The sequence below is a fragment of the Labrenzia sp. PO1 genome (assembly GCF_012273635.1).
GTDB classification, from domain to species: Bacteria; Pseudomonadota; Alphaproteobacteria; order Rhizobiales; family Stappiaceae; genus Roseibium; species Roseibium algicola.
In genome coordinates this window covers 1,051,623-1,066,832 of record NZ_JAAXCR010000001.1, presented here as the reverse complement: position 1 = coordinate 1,066,832, position 15,210 = coordinate 1,051,623, and the positions used below count along the sequence as shown (strand labels likewise).

The following is a 15,210-nucleotide window of genomic DNA, read 5'->3' as shown; positions in this document are numbered from 1 at the left end:
ATGGAGCCTGTCGTCACCCTGGAAGGCGTGAAGAAGCTGCCCGCGAGAGCGGAGCGGCAGGCACCCGCGCTGAAGGCGCAGGGGAGCGCAGGGGCGCAGGTTCCACTCGACGGTCATTCGGTTCTTTACGTCAACCTCGACCGCGAAACTCTGTTGATCGCCGGGGTAGGGGAAGCCTTTGCCGGCGGGGTGCCGGCTATCCTCAACGAAGACCCGAAGATGGTCGTACCCTGCACGGTGACGGTCCTGCCAGCCGGAAACGGCCTTTCGGGAAAAAAGCGTCCGTTCATCGCAATCCTGTCTCCGGTGCCAGGTTCTGCCACCCGGCCTGACCGGGTGACGATCCGCAGCCAGGGGCATGCCTACCCCTATGGCGTCAGGCATCAGGCAGAAGATCTCAAGAGCTTCCTCAACAGTGTCGGTGAGCTGTCACCTCAATCGGTGCCGGATATCGTTGACGGCCTGGTCCAGGCATTGCTTGGCGCGGGAACCACACCTCAGGCAATGCAGACGGCCGCCAGACTTGTCGATGCTGTCGCGGGACGCGACGGTTTCATCGAGGTGCTGGGTGTCTTCGACGCCGGAGACATCTACCTCCAGGGGTGGGCCAAGGGCATGCCGGTGGGAACCAACCGGGTGTTTGTTTTCGACGGCGCATTGAAACTCGGTCAGCTGGCCGGAAGTCTTTTCGAGCGCAAGGACACTGGTGGCAAGGCACATGGTTTTGCCGGTTTGCTCGAGGTCGAGGGCGGTCTTGATACCGCGCAACTTCGCAAGGTTTTTTTCCGTGGCCGCGCCGGATGGAGCGTGGTCGAGGTTCATGAACACAGGACGATGCCGCCGGCCCGGGCTCTTCCCTCCCACATACGGGCCCTTCTGCCGAAGCTCTCCCCCGCGGGTGACGGCAGGGCCCGGCTGGAGCTGGCGGGCCGGCGGTTCGATGGCCGGGAAACGGTTAGCGAGCTCGACGTCCCGGTTCGTGTCGGTATCGATTTCAGCGCTTCACTGGATCGGGCCGGCGTCCTGTTGTCGGGCTGGCTGCTCAATCCGGAAGACCGTGTCGAGACGGTCTTCCTGCGTTCGGGCTGCATGAGTTGTCGCCTCGACACGCGCTGGACGACGCAGCTGCGGCCCGACGTAACAAGCGCTTTCGAAACGTTGTCACCCTTTCTGAACGGGCCGGATGCACTGCAACGGCACGGGTTCCTTGTTCATGTGCCTGCCGAGGAAATGTCCGGCACCGAGGGTACGTATCTGGAGATCGTGCTGAAAGATGGCAGGTCCGCCTTTGCTCCGCTGGCGCTTGGCAGGGCTTCGCCGCGTTCCGCGCTAAGGCGACTTCTTTCCGGGCTGGATCCGGCAACGGCATTCCGTCCTGACTTTCTGGAGCGCCATCTTCTGCCGGTGTTGCAGGCCAATGATGCGCCCGAACCAGTCATCGTGGAGACGATCGACTTCGGGGCAGTGGATGAAAACGCCGCTTTTGCCGTTGTGATCGGTCTCGACGGAAATTTCGAGAAATCACGAGTCCTGCTGTCGCTGTGTGCGCTTGATCCGCTGCTGCGGCGCGCGCCGGTGGTCCTGGTTGCCTCGCAGGATGATGCGCTGGAGCAGGTTGAAGACTTCAGGCAACTTGCCGGTTTCTACGGTCTCGCCGTCCGCCTGGTGCTGGCGGACCACGTCGAGGACGCGCTCGATGCGCTTCAGGCGGGCGTCGAGGCCTCACCGGCGGAGACGGTTGTTTGTCTGTCTTCCGGCGTGTTGCCGCGCGGTCCGGGCTGGCTGGAGCCGCTGCTTGCGGCGTTTCAGGCACAGGATGCTACCTGTATTGCAGCGCCCACGCTGCTCTATGAAGACGAAACCATCAGATGGGGCGGTGCCTGGATCGAGCCGGAAGATGGCCGCTATCTGTTGAAGCAACATTATCTCGGTTACCCGCGCCGGACACTTCATGGCGCGGATGTCAGCCCTGTTGCCGCGGCACCGTTCGATTGCTGTGTGCTGCCGAGATCGGCCCTGGCGGATGCGGGGGGCTTTTCAAGGAAATATCTTGGCACGGACGAGAAAGGGATCGATGCCGCCCTGCGGCTGAAACTGTCAGGCATCGGTTCGCTCTGGGTGCCTCAGGTGGAGATGATCCACGCCGAGGACGGTCGCCCGGGAGAGCGGTCCTGGAAAAAACTGGTTTCCGAACTCGATCGCCGCAGTTTCGAGCGAACCTGGTCTCCGTTTCTTGCTGACCTGGCAGAGGATATCCGATGACGGCTGCTCACGAGGAAAGAACACCTTCCAAGGCCGCGGCTCTGCGCGTGCTCGTCATTTCTCACGGCCATCCGACACTGTCGCTCGGCGGAGCGGAAGTGGCTTCCTACAATCTGCACCAGGGCCTGAAGGCCCTGCCGGGAACACAATCGTTCTTCCTGGCGCGGGTTGGTGACGGCTATCCGCGGCACGGCCAGTCCGCGCTGATGGGGGTCGATGACGCCGATGACGAGCTGCTTTTTCACGCTGACGACTACGACCCGTTCCTGGTGTCCAACCGCAACACCGGAGACCTGCACAGGGACCTGCGGCGGTTTGTGCGCACTCTGCGTCCGGACGTGGTGCATTTCCATCATTTCATCGGCTTCGGGCTAGAGACACTCTACACGGTGCGCGACGCCTTGCCGGACGCCACCATTCTGGTGACTTTCCACGAGTTCCTGTCCATCTGCCATCATCATGGGCAAATGGTCAAAGCAGGTGGTCACAAACTCTGCGAGGCAGCCACGCCGATTGCCTGCAACGGTTGCTTTCCGGAGATTTCGCCGGCCAGTTTCCTGCGCCGGCGGCAGTTCATTAAGTCCATGCTCGGGCTTGCCGATGGCTACATCTCGCCCAGCCGTTTCCTGGCGGATCGCTATGTCGCCTGGGGGCTGCCGGCGGACAAGATGACCGTTATCGAAAACGGCCTGAACGTGAGCGAACAGGCGGCGCAGCGTTCCGTGGCAGCCGGTGGCCGGCGGAACCGTTTTGCGTTCTTCGGCCAGATGACGCCCTACAAGGGGGTGGATGTACTTCTGGATGCAGTCCAGCGAGTTCCCGAAAGCATCTGGGGGGAAGATGCCACGCTGACCATTCATGGCGGCAATCTGGAACGTCAGCCCGAAGCGTTTCGCAGTCGAATTTCAGAGCTTCTGGAAGCGGCCGGATCGCGCGTGCGTTTCGCCGGCAGCTACCAGAACAAGGATATGCCGTCGCTGATCCGGCAAACGGACTGGGTGATGATGCCGTCCGTATGGTGGGAGAACTCACCTGTGATCATCCAGGAAGCGTTCTTCCATGGGCGACCGGTTATCTGCAGCGGCATCGGTGGCATGGCCGAAAAGGTTCGCGACAAGGTCGACGGTCTGCATGCCCGGCCGGCAAGCCCGGAAGACCTGGCGGACCGCATGGCCGAGGCCTTGCGCGATCCGGGTCTGTGGCAGCGTCTGCGGACGGGCATCAGGCCACCCAAAACGCATCTCGAAAGTGCCGGCGAGCACGTGACCCTTTATCGCGAGGTTCTAGATGGCGGCCTCGCGTCTCGTCCCGGTGCCCTCAAGCAAAGCGCCTGAGAAGACAAAGGAATATGGAATGACACGCGTTCTGGTGATGATACCGTCCGGCGAAGTCTACGATCACAACAATGTCCGCTGGTACAGCCATCAGGACATTCAGCGCAACCTGAACCACTATCACAATATCGGCGATGCCTTCGTTTTCGATTCCTCGCTGAAACTGCTGAAGTACGACAGGCTCGAAACCCTGACGATCCGCGAATTCAACCCGGCGGAAGTCGACCGGTTGCGGGATGAATTCGACTATGTCGTGTTGCGCGGGTCCAACTACATTCACGGCGAGATGGACTGGGAAATGGCGGAGCAGGTGCTGCGCCGGCTCGGGCTTCCGGTACTGGCTTTCGGAATTGGCGCCCAGGCGCCGGTGGACGGCAAGCTTGTGCTGTCGGATGCCACGAAGAATGTCCTGCGCCTGATTGCAGGTTCGACGACATCTGTCGGTGTTCGCGGTGCCTACACCGCCGAGGTGCTGGAAGACATCGGAATTTCCAACACGCGGATCATCGGTTGCCCGACGGCATTTCGCCACAACGACCCCGGTCTGAGGATCACGCTGCCCGAGATCGACCGTATCCGGAAAGTCGGCCTGACCGTGCGGCGCGAAGTGTCGCCGGCATACGCCAGGGATATCCGGCAGTATCTCACGTTCCATCGCGACCTGATCAAGTCGGTTGCGGCCCGCTTCGATACCGTTCTGATGGCTCAGGGCGAGCTGGAGGAAAAGAAGCTGGTACTTGGAACGCCTGCGCAAAAGGACCAGGCGATCTCCTCGCTTCGGGAGAATGCCTGGGTTGGCGAGTGGTATCTGGACGACGACATCGAGTGCCTCTACCGCAACTCCATGTTCTATTCCGACGTTGTTGCGGACTATGATGCCTGCGTCAAAGCCTGCGACCTGGTGCTCGGATATCGCCTCCATGGCAACCTGATGGCTTTGGCCAATGGCGTCCCGGCGCTTTATTTCACCTACGACAGCCGCACGCGCGAATTTGCGGAGACGTTCCGGATCCCGAGCTTCGACGTCTTCAGCGAGAAGGTGTTCCGCCTGAGCGACTATTGGGATCAGGGCCTCTTTGACCGGTTCAACCGGGCCTATGAGGCCACCTATTACGCCATGGGTGACTTCCTGAGCGAAAACAATGTGCCGCATGTCATGCGGGAGCGTGCGCCGGCGCAACAGCGGAAGGTGGTGGCTCTCATGTGACTTGATAAGAATATCATTTCGAATTTTGAAGTATTTTATTCGTATTATTTGAGTAATATTGCGATAGAAATGCATCTATATTTTGTGTAAAGCAATAAGTAGATAAATATATTTACATAATTCTATGCTGCGCCGCATTATTGTCACAAACAAACATAAATCTTGTGCATGTATATTAGTTGAGCAAGCGGATCTCCGGCAGGGGGACGCTTCACAGTTCAGATGGGGGCTTGCATGACAGTCGTGGCTACACAAGACACGTTTCCCGTTCACAACGCTACGCGTGAGATGCTGCTGCTGAAGGAGCTGACCTTGATCGTCGTGGGCGTATCAAGGCAGGACATTCCCGGGCCGTTGCTCGAGGCGGTCAAGACGGTCTGGTTCGAGGGTGTCGAGGACGACTACGCCCTGTTTTCCGACGAGAGCGCAGGCCGGTACCAGGTGTCGGAAGCGCCGCTTCTGCCACTGGCCGTGATCGTGGATCCGGCTGCAATGGATGCAAAGGACGAACTGCACAAATGGATGCAGCAACGCGGTGTGGTTCAGTTGCCACCGGTTATCGGTTGGGGTCGTGGCGGTGAAGTGGAGGCTGTTTCCTCGATGGTCGGGCTGGTTGCCGATCATGTGAAATCGGGTGCACGGCGCCTGGTTCTGTCCAGCAAGGAGCTGAAGACACTTCGCAGCCTGAACGACGACCTGCAGAACCGGTTTGCCGCGCTTGAAGCGTTCCTCAACCGGCATGGTCTGCAGCCGCTGGATCTCCTGTTCAGCAACGAACCGGCCGAAAACCCGCTCAATCCGAATGTGCTGGCAAGTGCCTCCGTCGATGGTGTCAGCCAGATTCTGCCGGTGCCCAGTTCCGGTGTCAGCGGAGTGGCGGTGCATGTCGAACAGACCGGCAGCCGTCCCGACATCAAGCTGCGTGCCCAGTTGATGACGCTGGAGGACCAGAGGATCGTTGATACCTGGCATTTCTCCAGTGGCGATCTGTCCACGGGCTGGAACATCTTCGGCCTGTCGCGCTCGACTGCGGGCCTGCGCAGAACGCTGGAATTCCGCATGCAGGTTGAAGAGACCGAGGACGAGGTACCGCTTCTGTCCGTCGGTGGTCTGCAGCCGGTGGAAATGTTCCATGTGCGCGATGCCGCCAACGGCTTGTCGGTCCTCAAGAACAGCCTCGCCCTTCAGGTGTGGGGTGGCATTCCGGGCGTTTCCATGCCGCCGCACGCCAACTACATTCCGGCGCAGTCGCAACAGGTGAACCTGGACGAAGGCTTCCGCGACATGCCGATCGCCCCGGGCATCCTGGAACACGCAAGCCTTGCCAATTCCGATGAGGTGTCCTTCGATTTCGAAGCGATCATGCCGTTGCCGACGGAACGCGCCATCGGCTGTCACCCGCCTGCGGAAGGCATGACCATCGGGCAACTTCCGGCAGCTTGTCCGCCGCAGGTGATCCGCATGTCTGCCAAGGCGTTCATCGACAACAGCCGCGCCGCCGATATCGATTTCGCCATTGTGGTTGCCAAGGACCTTGGCGCGGCCAAGGCGCTCTTCAAGGGAGAGCGTGAACAGTCCGTCGGCGAGGCGTTTTCCGGCTGGAAAACCGTCAGTTACGGCGAGACGGCACATCTGAGCGCCTTTGCAGGCGAGCGGATCGGGGTCTGGCAGAATGTCTATTTTGCCACCCGGATGAACGAAACGACCGGTAACGATTTTGCCTGGGCGAAATTCGCCAACTTCCGCGCTGTCGTGAGCGGGTAGGCCGGCATGCTCCAGCACACTGGTTCAAGACCGGGCTTGCCGAATGTGCGTTACGCACAGTTCGGCGGTTCCGGCACGGCTTCGGCCACGGTCGCCATCGTCATTCCGGTCTACAAGCACTCGGTCCTTCTGACCGAGGCCATCGACGCGGCATTGGCCCAGCAGGCGCCGTTCAACATCGCGGTCGTGATCGTTGACGATGGCTGTCCCTTTCCCGAAACGGGGCAAACGGGGCGGGCCTATGCGCTCGCCTACGACAATGTCTATTACCTGCGGAAGGCCAACGGCGGTCTGAGTTCTGCACGTAACTACGGCATCGACTTTGCCTTGCGCAGCTTCTCCGATCTGGAAGCGGTCTATTTCCTGGATGCCGACAACCGGATCACACCGTCGGCGATCCGCGTTCTTCTCGACTTCATGAAATCCAGTGATGGTGTGGATTGGGTCTATCCCAATATCGACAAGTTCGGGATCGAGTGGAACGGCAACTACACGGCGGAATATTCGCGCCTTCTGCACGTTACCTTCGACAATATCTGCGAGGCCGGCAGCCTGGTCTCCAGATCCCTCCTCGACGCCGGGGTTCGTTTCGACGAGAGCATGAAGTCCGGCTTCGAGGATTGGGATTTCTGGCTGCAGGCAATTTCTCATGGCTTCAAGGGAGCGAACTATCCCTTCTTCGGCTTCGAGTACCGCCAGCGCGCCGAAAGCATGTTGCGCGATTCCAACCGTACCCGTGACAGCATCCTTGGATACATCAAGGACAAGCACAAGAAGCTGTTCTCCACCGAGACGCTGCTTGGCTGGGAGCACGAGGAAGCACCACGGTTCGTCGCATTCGGAGCAGATACCTACCTGGTCGATCTCTTCACCGATCCTGTCGTTGCGCACAAGAAGCGCAGCATCGAGGAATTCGTGAAGACCTTCTGGGCAGCGCAGGCCGAACCGGAAACCTACGGCGTACCTCCGTTCTGGCTGTGGATGTCGCCGGCACACAGGGACGCGCTGAAAAGCTGCGGTCTGCTGCACAACGTCTTGTGGCTGACCGAGCGCCTGTCGGCGTCCCATCATTTTGTCGCGCTTCGGTTCGAAAGCGACAAGGACCGGCTGACGATCGAGGTGAACGAGCTGGGCGAAGGCAAGGAACTTGCCAAGAAGCCGCTTGGCTGGATGTGCTCGCTCGACATCATGAAGCAATGTGTCGAGGACAAGTCCGACGACTGGATCCGGACATTGAGAGGGGCCAATCCGGCACCGAAGATAGCCGAAGTCGTCGTGCGTGGGCCGTTCTCGGCGGAAGACATTCAGGGCACCGCCCTGTCTGCCACCAACAGCCTTCTGGCCACGCTGGGGGCCCTGCGCGAGTCCGGCTATCGCCACGGGCCCGGTGAACGCTGGATCTGGCGTTCTGCCTACTTCCCGAACCGCAGCAAGTATTTCGAGCTGCTGCGACACAGTGCGGGAGCAGCCCCGATCATGCCGCGTCTTGGCCGTGAGGGCGCGCCCCTCAGGGTCGGTCTGTTGTTGCCGATCGCCACGTTCGGCGGTGTCGAGAAGGTTGCCTACGCGGCTGCCCGGGTTCTGAAAAAAGCCGGGTGCGAGGTCCATCTCTATGTGTTCGGAAAGCCGGTCTACAACCACATCTCCGACAACGACGGGGTGTTCGACACCATCAACTTTCTGGCCGACGACTATCCTCTGTGGGGTGGTCCCAACATGTTCTCCGGCCACGAGTTGCTGATGGGGCATGACGAAAACGCGCGGGCCGAACAGGTTCTCGGGTTCCTGTCCGGCCTTGATGTGGTGATCAACAACCAGCTTGCCCCGGCCAATGCCATTTTCGGCGAACTTCGCCGGCGTGGGGTCAAGGTCGTCAACTACGTACATGTGCTGGACAGTTCCGAACTCGGCCGTCCGGCGGGCCATCCCTATCTGACGCTTGCCTATGAGCACATCTACGACAGTGTGCTGACCTGCTCGCGGGACATGGCCGAGTGGCTGCACGGCATGGGTGTGCCTGTTGCCAAGCTGCTTCATATTCCGAATGCCGCCGGTTACCCAATGGCGCCGGAAGAGGCCAAACGGCTGTCGGACAACCGTCAGCAAGACCGCGATGGCCGTCTGCGAGCTGTGTTCCTGGGCCGGCTGGACAGGCAGAAAGGCATCGAGCGGATCTTTGCTGCGGCTCGTGCCCTTAAGCGCAAGGGTGTCGACATCGACTGGCGCATTGTCGGTTCCGACGTCATGGACGCAGGGGCAGGCGGTTCATGGAAGGAGCGGTTTGCCGAACTCGGTATCCGCGTCGATCCGCCGATCTATGACAGTCGAAGGCTCAGCCGATTGCTGGCCTGGGCCGATGCCTTCGTGTTGCCGTCCAGATGGGAAGGTGCGCCGCTCACGATTATCGAGGCACAACGTCTTGGCTGTGTGCCTGTCGCCACCGATGTGGGGGCCGTAAGCGAGCTGATCGAGAACAAGGTTGATGGCCTGTTGCTGCGCTCCTCTGACGATGGGGTGGTGACCCATGATCTGATCACCGCGCTCGAAACATTGGCAAAGTCGGAGAGGCTGCTTCGAACCCTATCGACCAACGCGTCGCAGCGCAGTGCAGAGCGCAGTTGGGAAAAGAGCCTGCAGCCGTTCCTGCGGCAATTGCACAACTGGTTCCCGGATCGCCTGCAAAGCATCCGCCGAACCAAGGCGCCGGTGGCGCAGATTTCCAGTTCATCCGAAACGACCGTCCGGGGGAGTGCCGCTGACGGAGCAACGCTCTGGCAGCAACGCGGACGTCAGACGTCCGTCCGGTAATCGAAGGGCCCGAGCCCACATTTTTGAAAGGTGCAGTTCACATGAAGAAGCTCTTCGTTCTCAACGGCGGCGCTGCCGTCAAGCCGGGCAACAAGTCGGCATTTCTGAAAATCGATGATCCCCTGTCGACCTTTGCACGCGGCGGGATCAACACGGGCGACGTTCTCGTCTATGACGCGATGTTGAAGGCGCTTGCCTACGACCAGATCACCAACGTGCAGTTCGCCCATGCGGCCGACGAGAAACTCTGGCCGACCGACGATTATGACGCCACCGTCATTCGCGGATCCAACTACCTCACAGAGACGGTCGATATCGGCAATGTCATTCCGCTCCTGAAGAAGCTCAAGGGACCGATCGTCCCGGTGGGTGTCGGCGCCCAGGCGGCGAAATACAAGAAGCTGGAAATGCCGAAAGGCAGCATCGAGGCCTGGAAGATCATCGCCGACAAATGCGAAACGATCGGCGTACGCGGTGTCTACAGCGCCGAGGTCTTCAACGACATCGGCATCAAGAACATCCGGATCATCGGCTGCCCGAGCTTCTACCGCAATCTGAGGCCGTCCATCGAGATCAAGCCGCTGGATCCGGCCAACGCTCGTGTCGGCCTGACGCTGAACAAGTATCTTTCCGCCGACTATGCGTCCAACGCCACCAAGACCAACCGCATGCAACGGGCGCTCATCGAGGCTGTGGCCAAGCGGCCGGCCAATCGCCTCTATTCCCAGGGCGAGCGCGAGGAAACGCTGGCAATCTTCGAGACCGGCGAAGCCAAGCAGAAGCATATCCGTTCGATCCTCGGAAAGTACAATCTGGAGGGCGACAAGGATGTCGAGGCGTTGATGAGCGAGCGGATGCAGGCATTCTTCGACGTTGATGAATGGGCGGCAGATGCGCGGGACAATGTCGATGTTCTGGTCGGCTTCCGCCTCCACGGCAACGTCATCGGCCTGCACCAGGGCATTCCCGCCGTGTTCTTCACCTACGATTCCCGCATTCGCGAATTGTCGACGCTGTTCGCGATCCCTTCCGTCGAGATCGAAGACTACATGCCGATCAACCTGGAAAAGATCTTCGAGAGCGCCGACTTCTCCAAGGTTCAGCATGTCTACCGGCTGAATTATGCCGAGTACCATCGCTTCCTCACCGAGAACGGCCTCAACCATGTGCTCGCAAAACCGGTGGCCTCGCCGCCTGAGCAGCCGCTGGTCAAGCCGAACCTTGTGAAGATCGACCAGACGACCGAGGAAGTAACCGACTGGTTCCGGGGCGAGGTCGATTTCATGACCGGTGAGATCGAGACCTTGCGCAGCCGCGCGTGGAACCTGGAACTGAAGCTTCGCGAGAAGACATCGCCGGACGCCGGCGCGAAACTGGCGAGCTGACCGGTTCGCGGGATCATGACACGACCCGGACCTGTGTTGAGCCGTCGTCGGTTTCTGACCGGCGCGGCAGCCGGTGGCATGGCGGGGGCGGCGCTTCTTGCGTCGCCCCGCAGCTTGCTGGCTCTGACCTCGAACGACCTGCCTGCCCCTCTGCAGCGGATGGACGGCGACTGGCAGCTGACCTTCCAGGATGATTTCGACGACCTCCACCGGTTTCAGCAAACCTGGGACCGCATGCGCATCGGAGGGGACGGTCATCCGACCATGCGCTACCCGAAAAACGTGGTGATGCGGGAAGGCGAACTTGACCTCAAACTCGGCCATCAGGCCGATCCGAAACGGCCTTTCACGGGAGGCTACGTTCGGACCCGGACCTTCCGCCAGACTTACGGCTATTTCGAGTGCGAGATGCGCATCGCGCGCGAGGCCGGTGTCAACAATGCCTTCTGGCTGATATCCGATCGCGAGACGGAGGGCGACACACATTTCGAACTGGATGTGGCCGAAGTCAAATATCCGAACATCGTTCAGGTTTCAGCCCGCCGGTGGCGCCCGGAAAAGAAGGTGCTTGCCGCAAGTTACCGGGCGCATATTCGGCTGGACGACACCTTTCACCGCTATGGGATGCTCTGGACCCGGCAGGGCTTTCGTTTCTATGTCGACGACATGGAAGTCTTTGACGCACCCAACGATTTTGCTCACACGCCAGCGCTGCTGCTTCTCAGCAATGCGGTCGCGCCCTTTGCCGGCAAGAACGATGGCGACGTTGCCGGAGCTGCAACCAGCATCCGCACCGTGAGAGTGTTTCAAAACACTTCAGCCTAGAAACGAGTGGCATCTGCCAATGAATTGAGCCGGCAAGTTCGCTTGCCGGCTCAAACATGTCAGGCGTCAGACCTGGTCAGGCGACGGTTTCGTAGCCGCGCGGGTTCTTGCAGACCCAGTTCCAGGTGTCGCGGCACATGTCCTCAAGGCCGCGCTCGGCCTTCCAGTTGAGCAGTTTTTCCGCAAATTCGGTGTTTGCGAAACACTGTGCCACATCGCCTTCCCGGCGGGGAGCGATTGAGTAGCGGATCTGTCTGTTGGAGGCCCGCTCGAATGCCTTGACCATCTCCAGCACGCTGTAGCCGTTGCCGGTGCCAAGATTGACCGCAAAACAATTGGACGGGGCGGAGCCTGATCCGAGCACTTCATGTGCCCTCAGATGGCCTTCGACCAGATCGATGACATGGATGTAGTCACGGATGCCGGTTCCGTCCGGCGTGTCGTAGTCGTTGCCGAATACCGAAAGCTCCTCCCGGCGACCGTCCGCGACCTGGGTGATGAACGGCATGAGATTGTTCGGGATGCCTTGCGGATCTTCGCCCACCAGCCCGCTTTCATGCGCGCCGACCGGGTTGAAATAGCGCAGGATGCCGAAGCGCCAGGAGGGGTCGCTGGCGGCGACATCGCGCAGCATTTCCTCGATCATCAGCTTGGTGCGGCCGTAGGGATTGACGGCGCTCGTCGGGTGATCTTCGGTCAGGGGCAGGAATTGCGGGTCGCCGTAAACGGTCGCCGAGGACGAGAAGATCATTTGCTTCACGCCGCAATTGGCCATCGCCGACAGCAGGCGATGAGTTCCCACGACGTTGTTGTCGTAATAGGCGAGGGGGATCTTGGTGGATTCACCAACCGCTTTCAGGCCGGCAAAATGCACCACCGCCGTACAGCGGTACTGCTTGAGGATTTCCTCCATCCGCGACTGATCCCGGATATCGGCTGTTTCCAGAGATACCTTCGCACCGGTGATGGCCGCTACCCGCTCGAGACTGACCTGGCTCGCGTTGGACATGTTGTCCACCACAACGATGTCGTGCCCGGCCTGAAGAAAAGCCACGCAGCAATGCGAGCCGATATAACCGGCACCGCCGGTAATGAGTACAGTCATCCAAACCTCTTTTGGCTTCGACGGAGAAAACGGAAAGGAAATTCAGCCCAGAATATCAAACGATTATTGTTGTTCGATGTCATGCATTCATCAGTATTTGTTGGGCTGAAATAAGGCTTCAAGATCGAGGCAAAATGAACATATTTTCGTGGCGTTTTGAAGTGTTTCCGTCCAATTGATCTGAACGTGCTCGGACAGATGGCGTTCCAGGCGTGCGTCCGACCGTATGATCGGACAATCGAGGCACCTGGAGCTGCCGGCTGTGTACAACGCGGTGGTCCGGCAAGAGCGTGGTTCAGGCAAGGTATTGAAATGAAACGCGCCGTTTTATACCTGTCAGACCATGGCAAACAGGCACATCTTCATTGGCGATATTCATGGCATGAGTAAAGCTTTGGCTGCGCTTATTGAAAAGCTTGCTCCCGATGCCGGCGACAGGGTCGTCTTTCTGGGTGATCTGGTGGACAAGGGTCCCGATGCTGCCGGCGTTGTGCGCATGGTCCGCCAAATGAAGAATGAGGCAGCCTTCGAAATCGTTCTCATCGAGGGCAATCATGAAGATCTGCATGCGCGCTATCGTGTCAATCTGGCTGTCCGCCCCACGGTTGCGGCGGAGCAGGAAGCTGGAAACGGCGAACTGGCGTCCCTGAATGCTCAGCTCGCCCCGGAAGATGTCGCCTTTCTTGAGAGCGCTGTACCGTTTTTTCGGTTGGACGCGCATGACATTCTTGCCGTTCATGGCGGTATTCCCGGAGACATGCTTGCGTTTCCAACCAGCCTGGACGAAGCGCTTGACCTGAAAGGCAAGGACCGTCGCAGCTTTCGCAAGATACTGCGCACGCGGTTTGTCAGCGCCGACACCGGTGCTTTCCTGGTTCAAGGGCATGAAACGGCTGGTGATCCATTCTGGGCAGACAGTTATGATGGCCGTTTCGGCCACGTCATTTTTGGCCACAATCCCTTCATGCAAGGGCCGGCTATGTTTCCGTTTGCTACAGGTATCGATACGGGAGCAGTTCATGGCGGTGCCTTGACCGCCCTGGTCGTTGACGGAAACGGTCGCCGGACGTTCGTGTCCGTGCCCTGCTAGTTGACCTGCGTGAACCGCTGCCACCAGGAATACACGTTTGGCATCACACCCAAAATCTATGTTGTAAGCCTGGTCATTAGCAGTGAACGATACTGCAAGCAGGTTCCTGCCGTCCCACTCCCATTCCTGAGGAAAAGCTACTTGACGAAGCGTCAGGTTCGATCTTGACTCTGCCTGCACCAAGTGTGGGAGAGTACATGAAGATTGGAATATCCGGCGCCTTCGCGGCCGCATTTATTTTGTTTGGTTCCAATGCCTTTGCGCAACAAGCACCTTCCACTGCTCTCGAATGGGCGAAGTCGCAAAGGCTCCTGCCTTCGAAACGGATAAATGGTGATCTCCGCCAGGGTATTCATACGCTCTATGGCCTCAATTCAGTAGGCTCTAGCTCCTTATCGATGCTGGGCAACAGTGACACGAGCCGCTACGTCACGATCGTTAATCCCAGCACCAACCGCACCACGAACATCGTAGAAGTCGGCCGTCCTCAGGACAGGGAGTATCGCGGCATTACCGGGCCTGCAGAACAAGGAAACTCTGTCTTTACCGGAGCATTCGGACCGATTGACTTTTTCGACCTGGACAAAAAGCGCAAACTACTGACGAGCGAAAGAACCAAGGCAAGTCCGGAGCCAGTTGCCGGAGACAGTGCCGGCGGTTTTTCGGTCACTGTTGCCAAAGCCCCCAATGACGGTGGTGTGCTCTTGCACGTGGTCAAGAACGGCCGGGTTTCCACGCTGCAAACAACACTAGGCGCACGTCTGGACAGCGTCTCCATCGGTCAAGTCAGCGGAAGGGAGGTCTTCTTCGCTGTTCTGGGCGATCACACCGCCACCCATTTCTCAATGGTCGAGGGAGAGGACATTCTCAAGCGCGGTCAAGCAAGCATCTTTTCGCCCAAGTTGGAAGACCCGAACGGGCGTTGGAGGCGAGAGGGAGATAGCGGGCCGGTCAGTCGTGCCCGTCTGATAGATGCCGTCAGCAACGTGTACGGTCTCTGGCCACTGAAGAACTTTTACGGTGTGCATGTCCGGCGTGCAAAGGAAGCTGGAAACGATGCTGTTGTAACCAGTCCAACTACCAGCCGGGCGTTCGTGAGCGCCAAAGGCGGCTCGAGCTACCTGATGGACATGGAGGGAAGTTGCAAGGAACGGACGAACTCTCTCGATCCGGTAAAATGCACGATCGCGGTCTCCGTGGCCTTTCGCGACACAAGCGACGGGGTCGACGCGGGTTACGTCATATTCCTGAATCACAAGCTCGAACCTATTGCCCACTTTGGGGGCGCCAACCTCGTCTATCATGATCTTCTGCGGATGCCTGACGGCCAGCTCGCCGCTGCAGGCACTCTTGTCGACGAAGGAAAACGCATGGGTCTGCTCGATGTTTGGGAGAGGTTCCCCGGACTTTGAAATATCTTCGAAAAGTCA

The 15,210-nt window shown here is 59.3% G+C and carries 10 protein-coding genes; 9 read left to right on the top strand and 1 reads right to left on the bottom strand.

All coding sequences use genetic code 11. The features are described 5' to 3' along the window. From HCG46_RS05060 to HCG46_RS05030, 7 genes are all read left to right on the top strand, one after another. Positions 1-2,262: a hypothetical protein gene (locus tag HCG46_RS05060; RefSeq protein WP_168684941.1), complete on the top strand. Its 2,262-nt coding sequence runs from the start codon at positions 1-3 to the stop codon at positions 2,260-2,262. Further along, positions 2,259-3,596, top strand: a complete 1,338-nt coding sequence (locus HCG46_RS05055; protein WP_168684939.1) for a glycosyltransferase family 4 protein — start codon at positions 2,259-2,261, stop codon at positions 3,594-3,596. Before HCG46_RS05060 ends, HCG46_RS05055 begins: the two co-directional genes overlap by 4 nt. Before the next feature lie 19 nt (positions 3,597-3,615). Beyond that, entirely contained in the window at positions 3,616-4,803 is a 1,188-nt protein-coding gene (locus HCG46_RS05050; protein WP_031270444.1) for a polysaccharide pyruvyl transferase family protein, read from the top strand. 234 nt (positions 4,804-5,037) lie between these two features. Continuing rightward, positions 5,038-6,567 carry a DUF6212 domain-containing protein gene (locus HCG46_RS05045; RefSeq protein WP_062487533.1) on the top strand — a complete coding sequence of 510 codons (1,530 nt, stop codon included), beginning with the start codon at positions 5,038-5,040 and terminating at the stop codon, positions 6,565-6,567. Between the two features lie 6 nt (positions 6,568-6,573). Next, on the top strand, positions 6,574-9,375 hold the full coding sequence (locus HCG46_RS05040) for a glycosyltransferase (RefSeq protein ID WP_168684937.1): 2,802 nt from the start codon (positions 6,574-6,576) through the stop codon (positions 9,373-9,375). 41 nt (positions 9,376-9,416) lie between these two features. Beyond that, the gene (locus HCG46_RS05035; RefSeq protein WP_062487535.1) at positions 9,417-10,760 is read left to right on the top strand and encodes a polysaccharide pyruvyl transferase family protein; all 1,344 of its coding nucleotides are present in this window, start codon (positions 9,417-9,419) and stop codon (positions 10,758-10,760) included. A gap of 33 nt (positions 10,761-10,793) precedes the next feature. After that, positions 10,794-11,585, top strand: a complete 792-nt coding sequence (locus HCG46_RS05030) for a glycoside hydrolase family 16 protein (protein ID WP_353621815.1) — start codon at positions 10,794-10,796, stop codon at positions 11,583-11,585. Positions 11,586-11,661: 76 nt separating this feature from the next. On the opposite strand, the gene galE is transcribed toward HCG46_RS05030, so the two are convergent. Next, positions 11,662-12,690: a UDP-glucose 4-epimerase GalE gene (gene galE, locus HCG46_RS05025; protein WP_023003336.1), complete on the bottom strand. Its 1,029-nt coding sequence runs from the start codon at positions 12,688-12,690 to the stop codon at positions 11,662-11,664. A 343-nt stretch (positions 12,691-13,033) separates the two neighbouring features. Here galE and HCG46_RS05020 point away from each other — a divergent pair, with 343 nt between their 5' ends. Beyond that, positions 13,034-13,780, top strand: coding sequence for a metallophosphoesterase (locus HCG46_RS05020; protein ID WP_168684933.1), 747 nt, complete (start codon positions 13,034-13,036; stop codon positions 13,778-13,780). Positions 13,781-13,977: 197 nt separating this feature from the next. Then, positions 13,978-15,192, top strand: coding sequence for a hypothetical protein (locus tag HCG46_RS05015; RefSeq protein ID WP_168684931.1), 1,215 nt, complete (start codon positions 13,978-13,980; stop codon positions 15,190-15,192). The last annotated feature ends 18 nt before the right edge of the window (positions 15,193-15,210 follow it).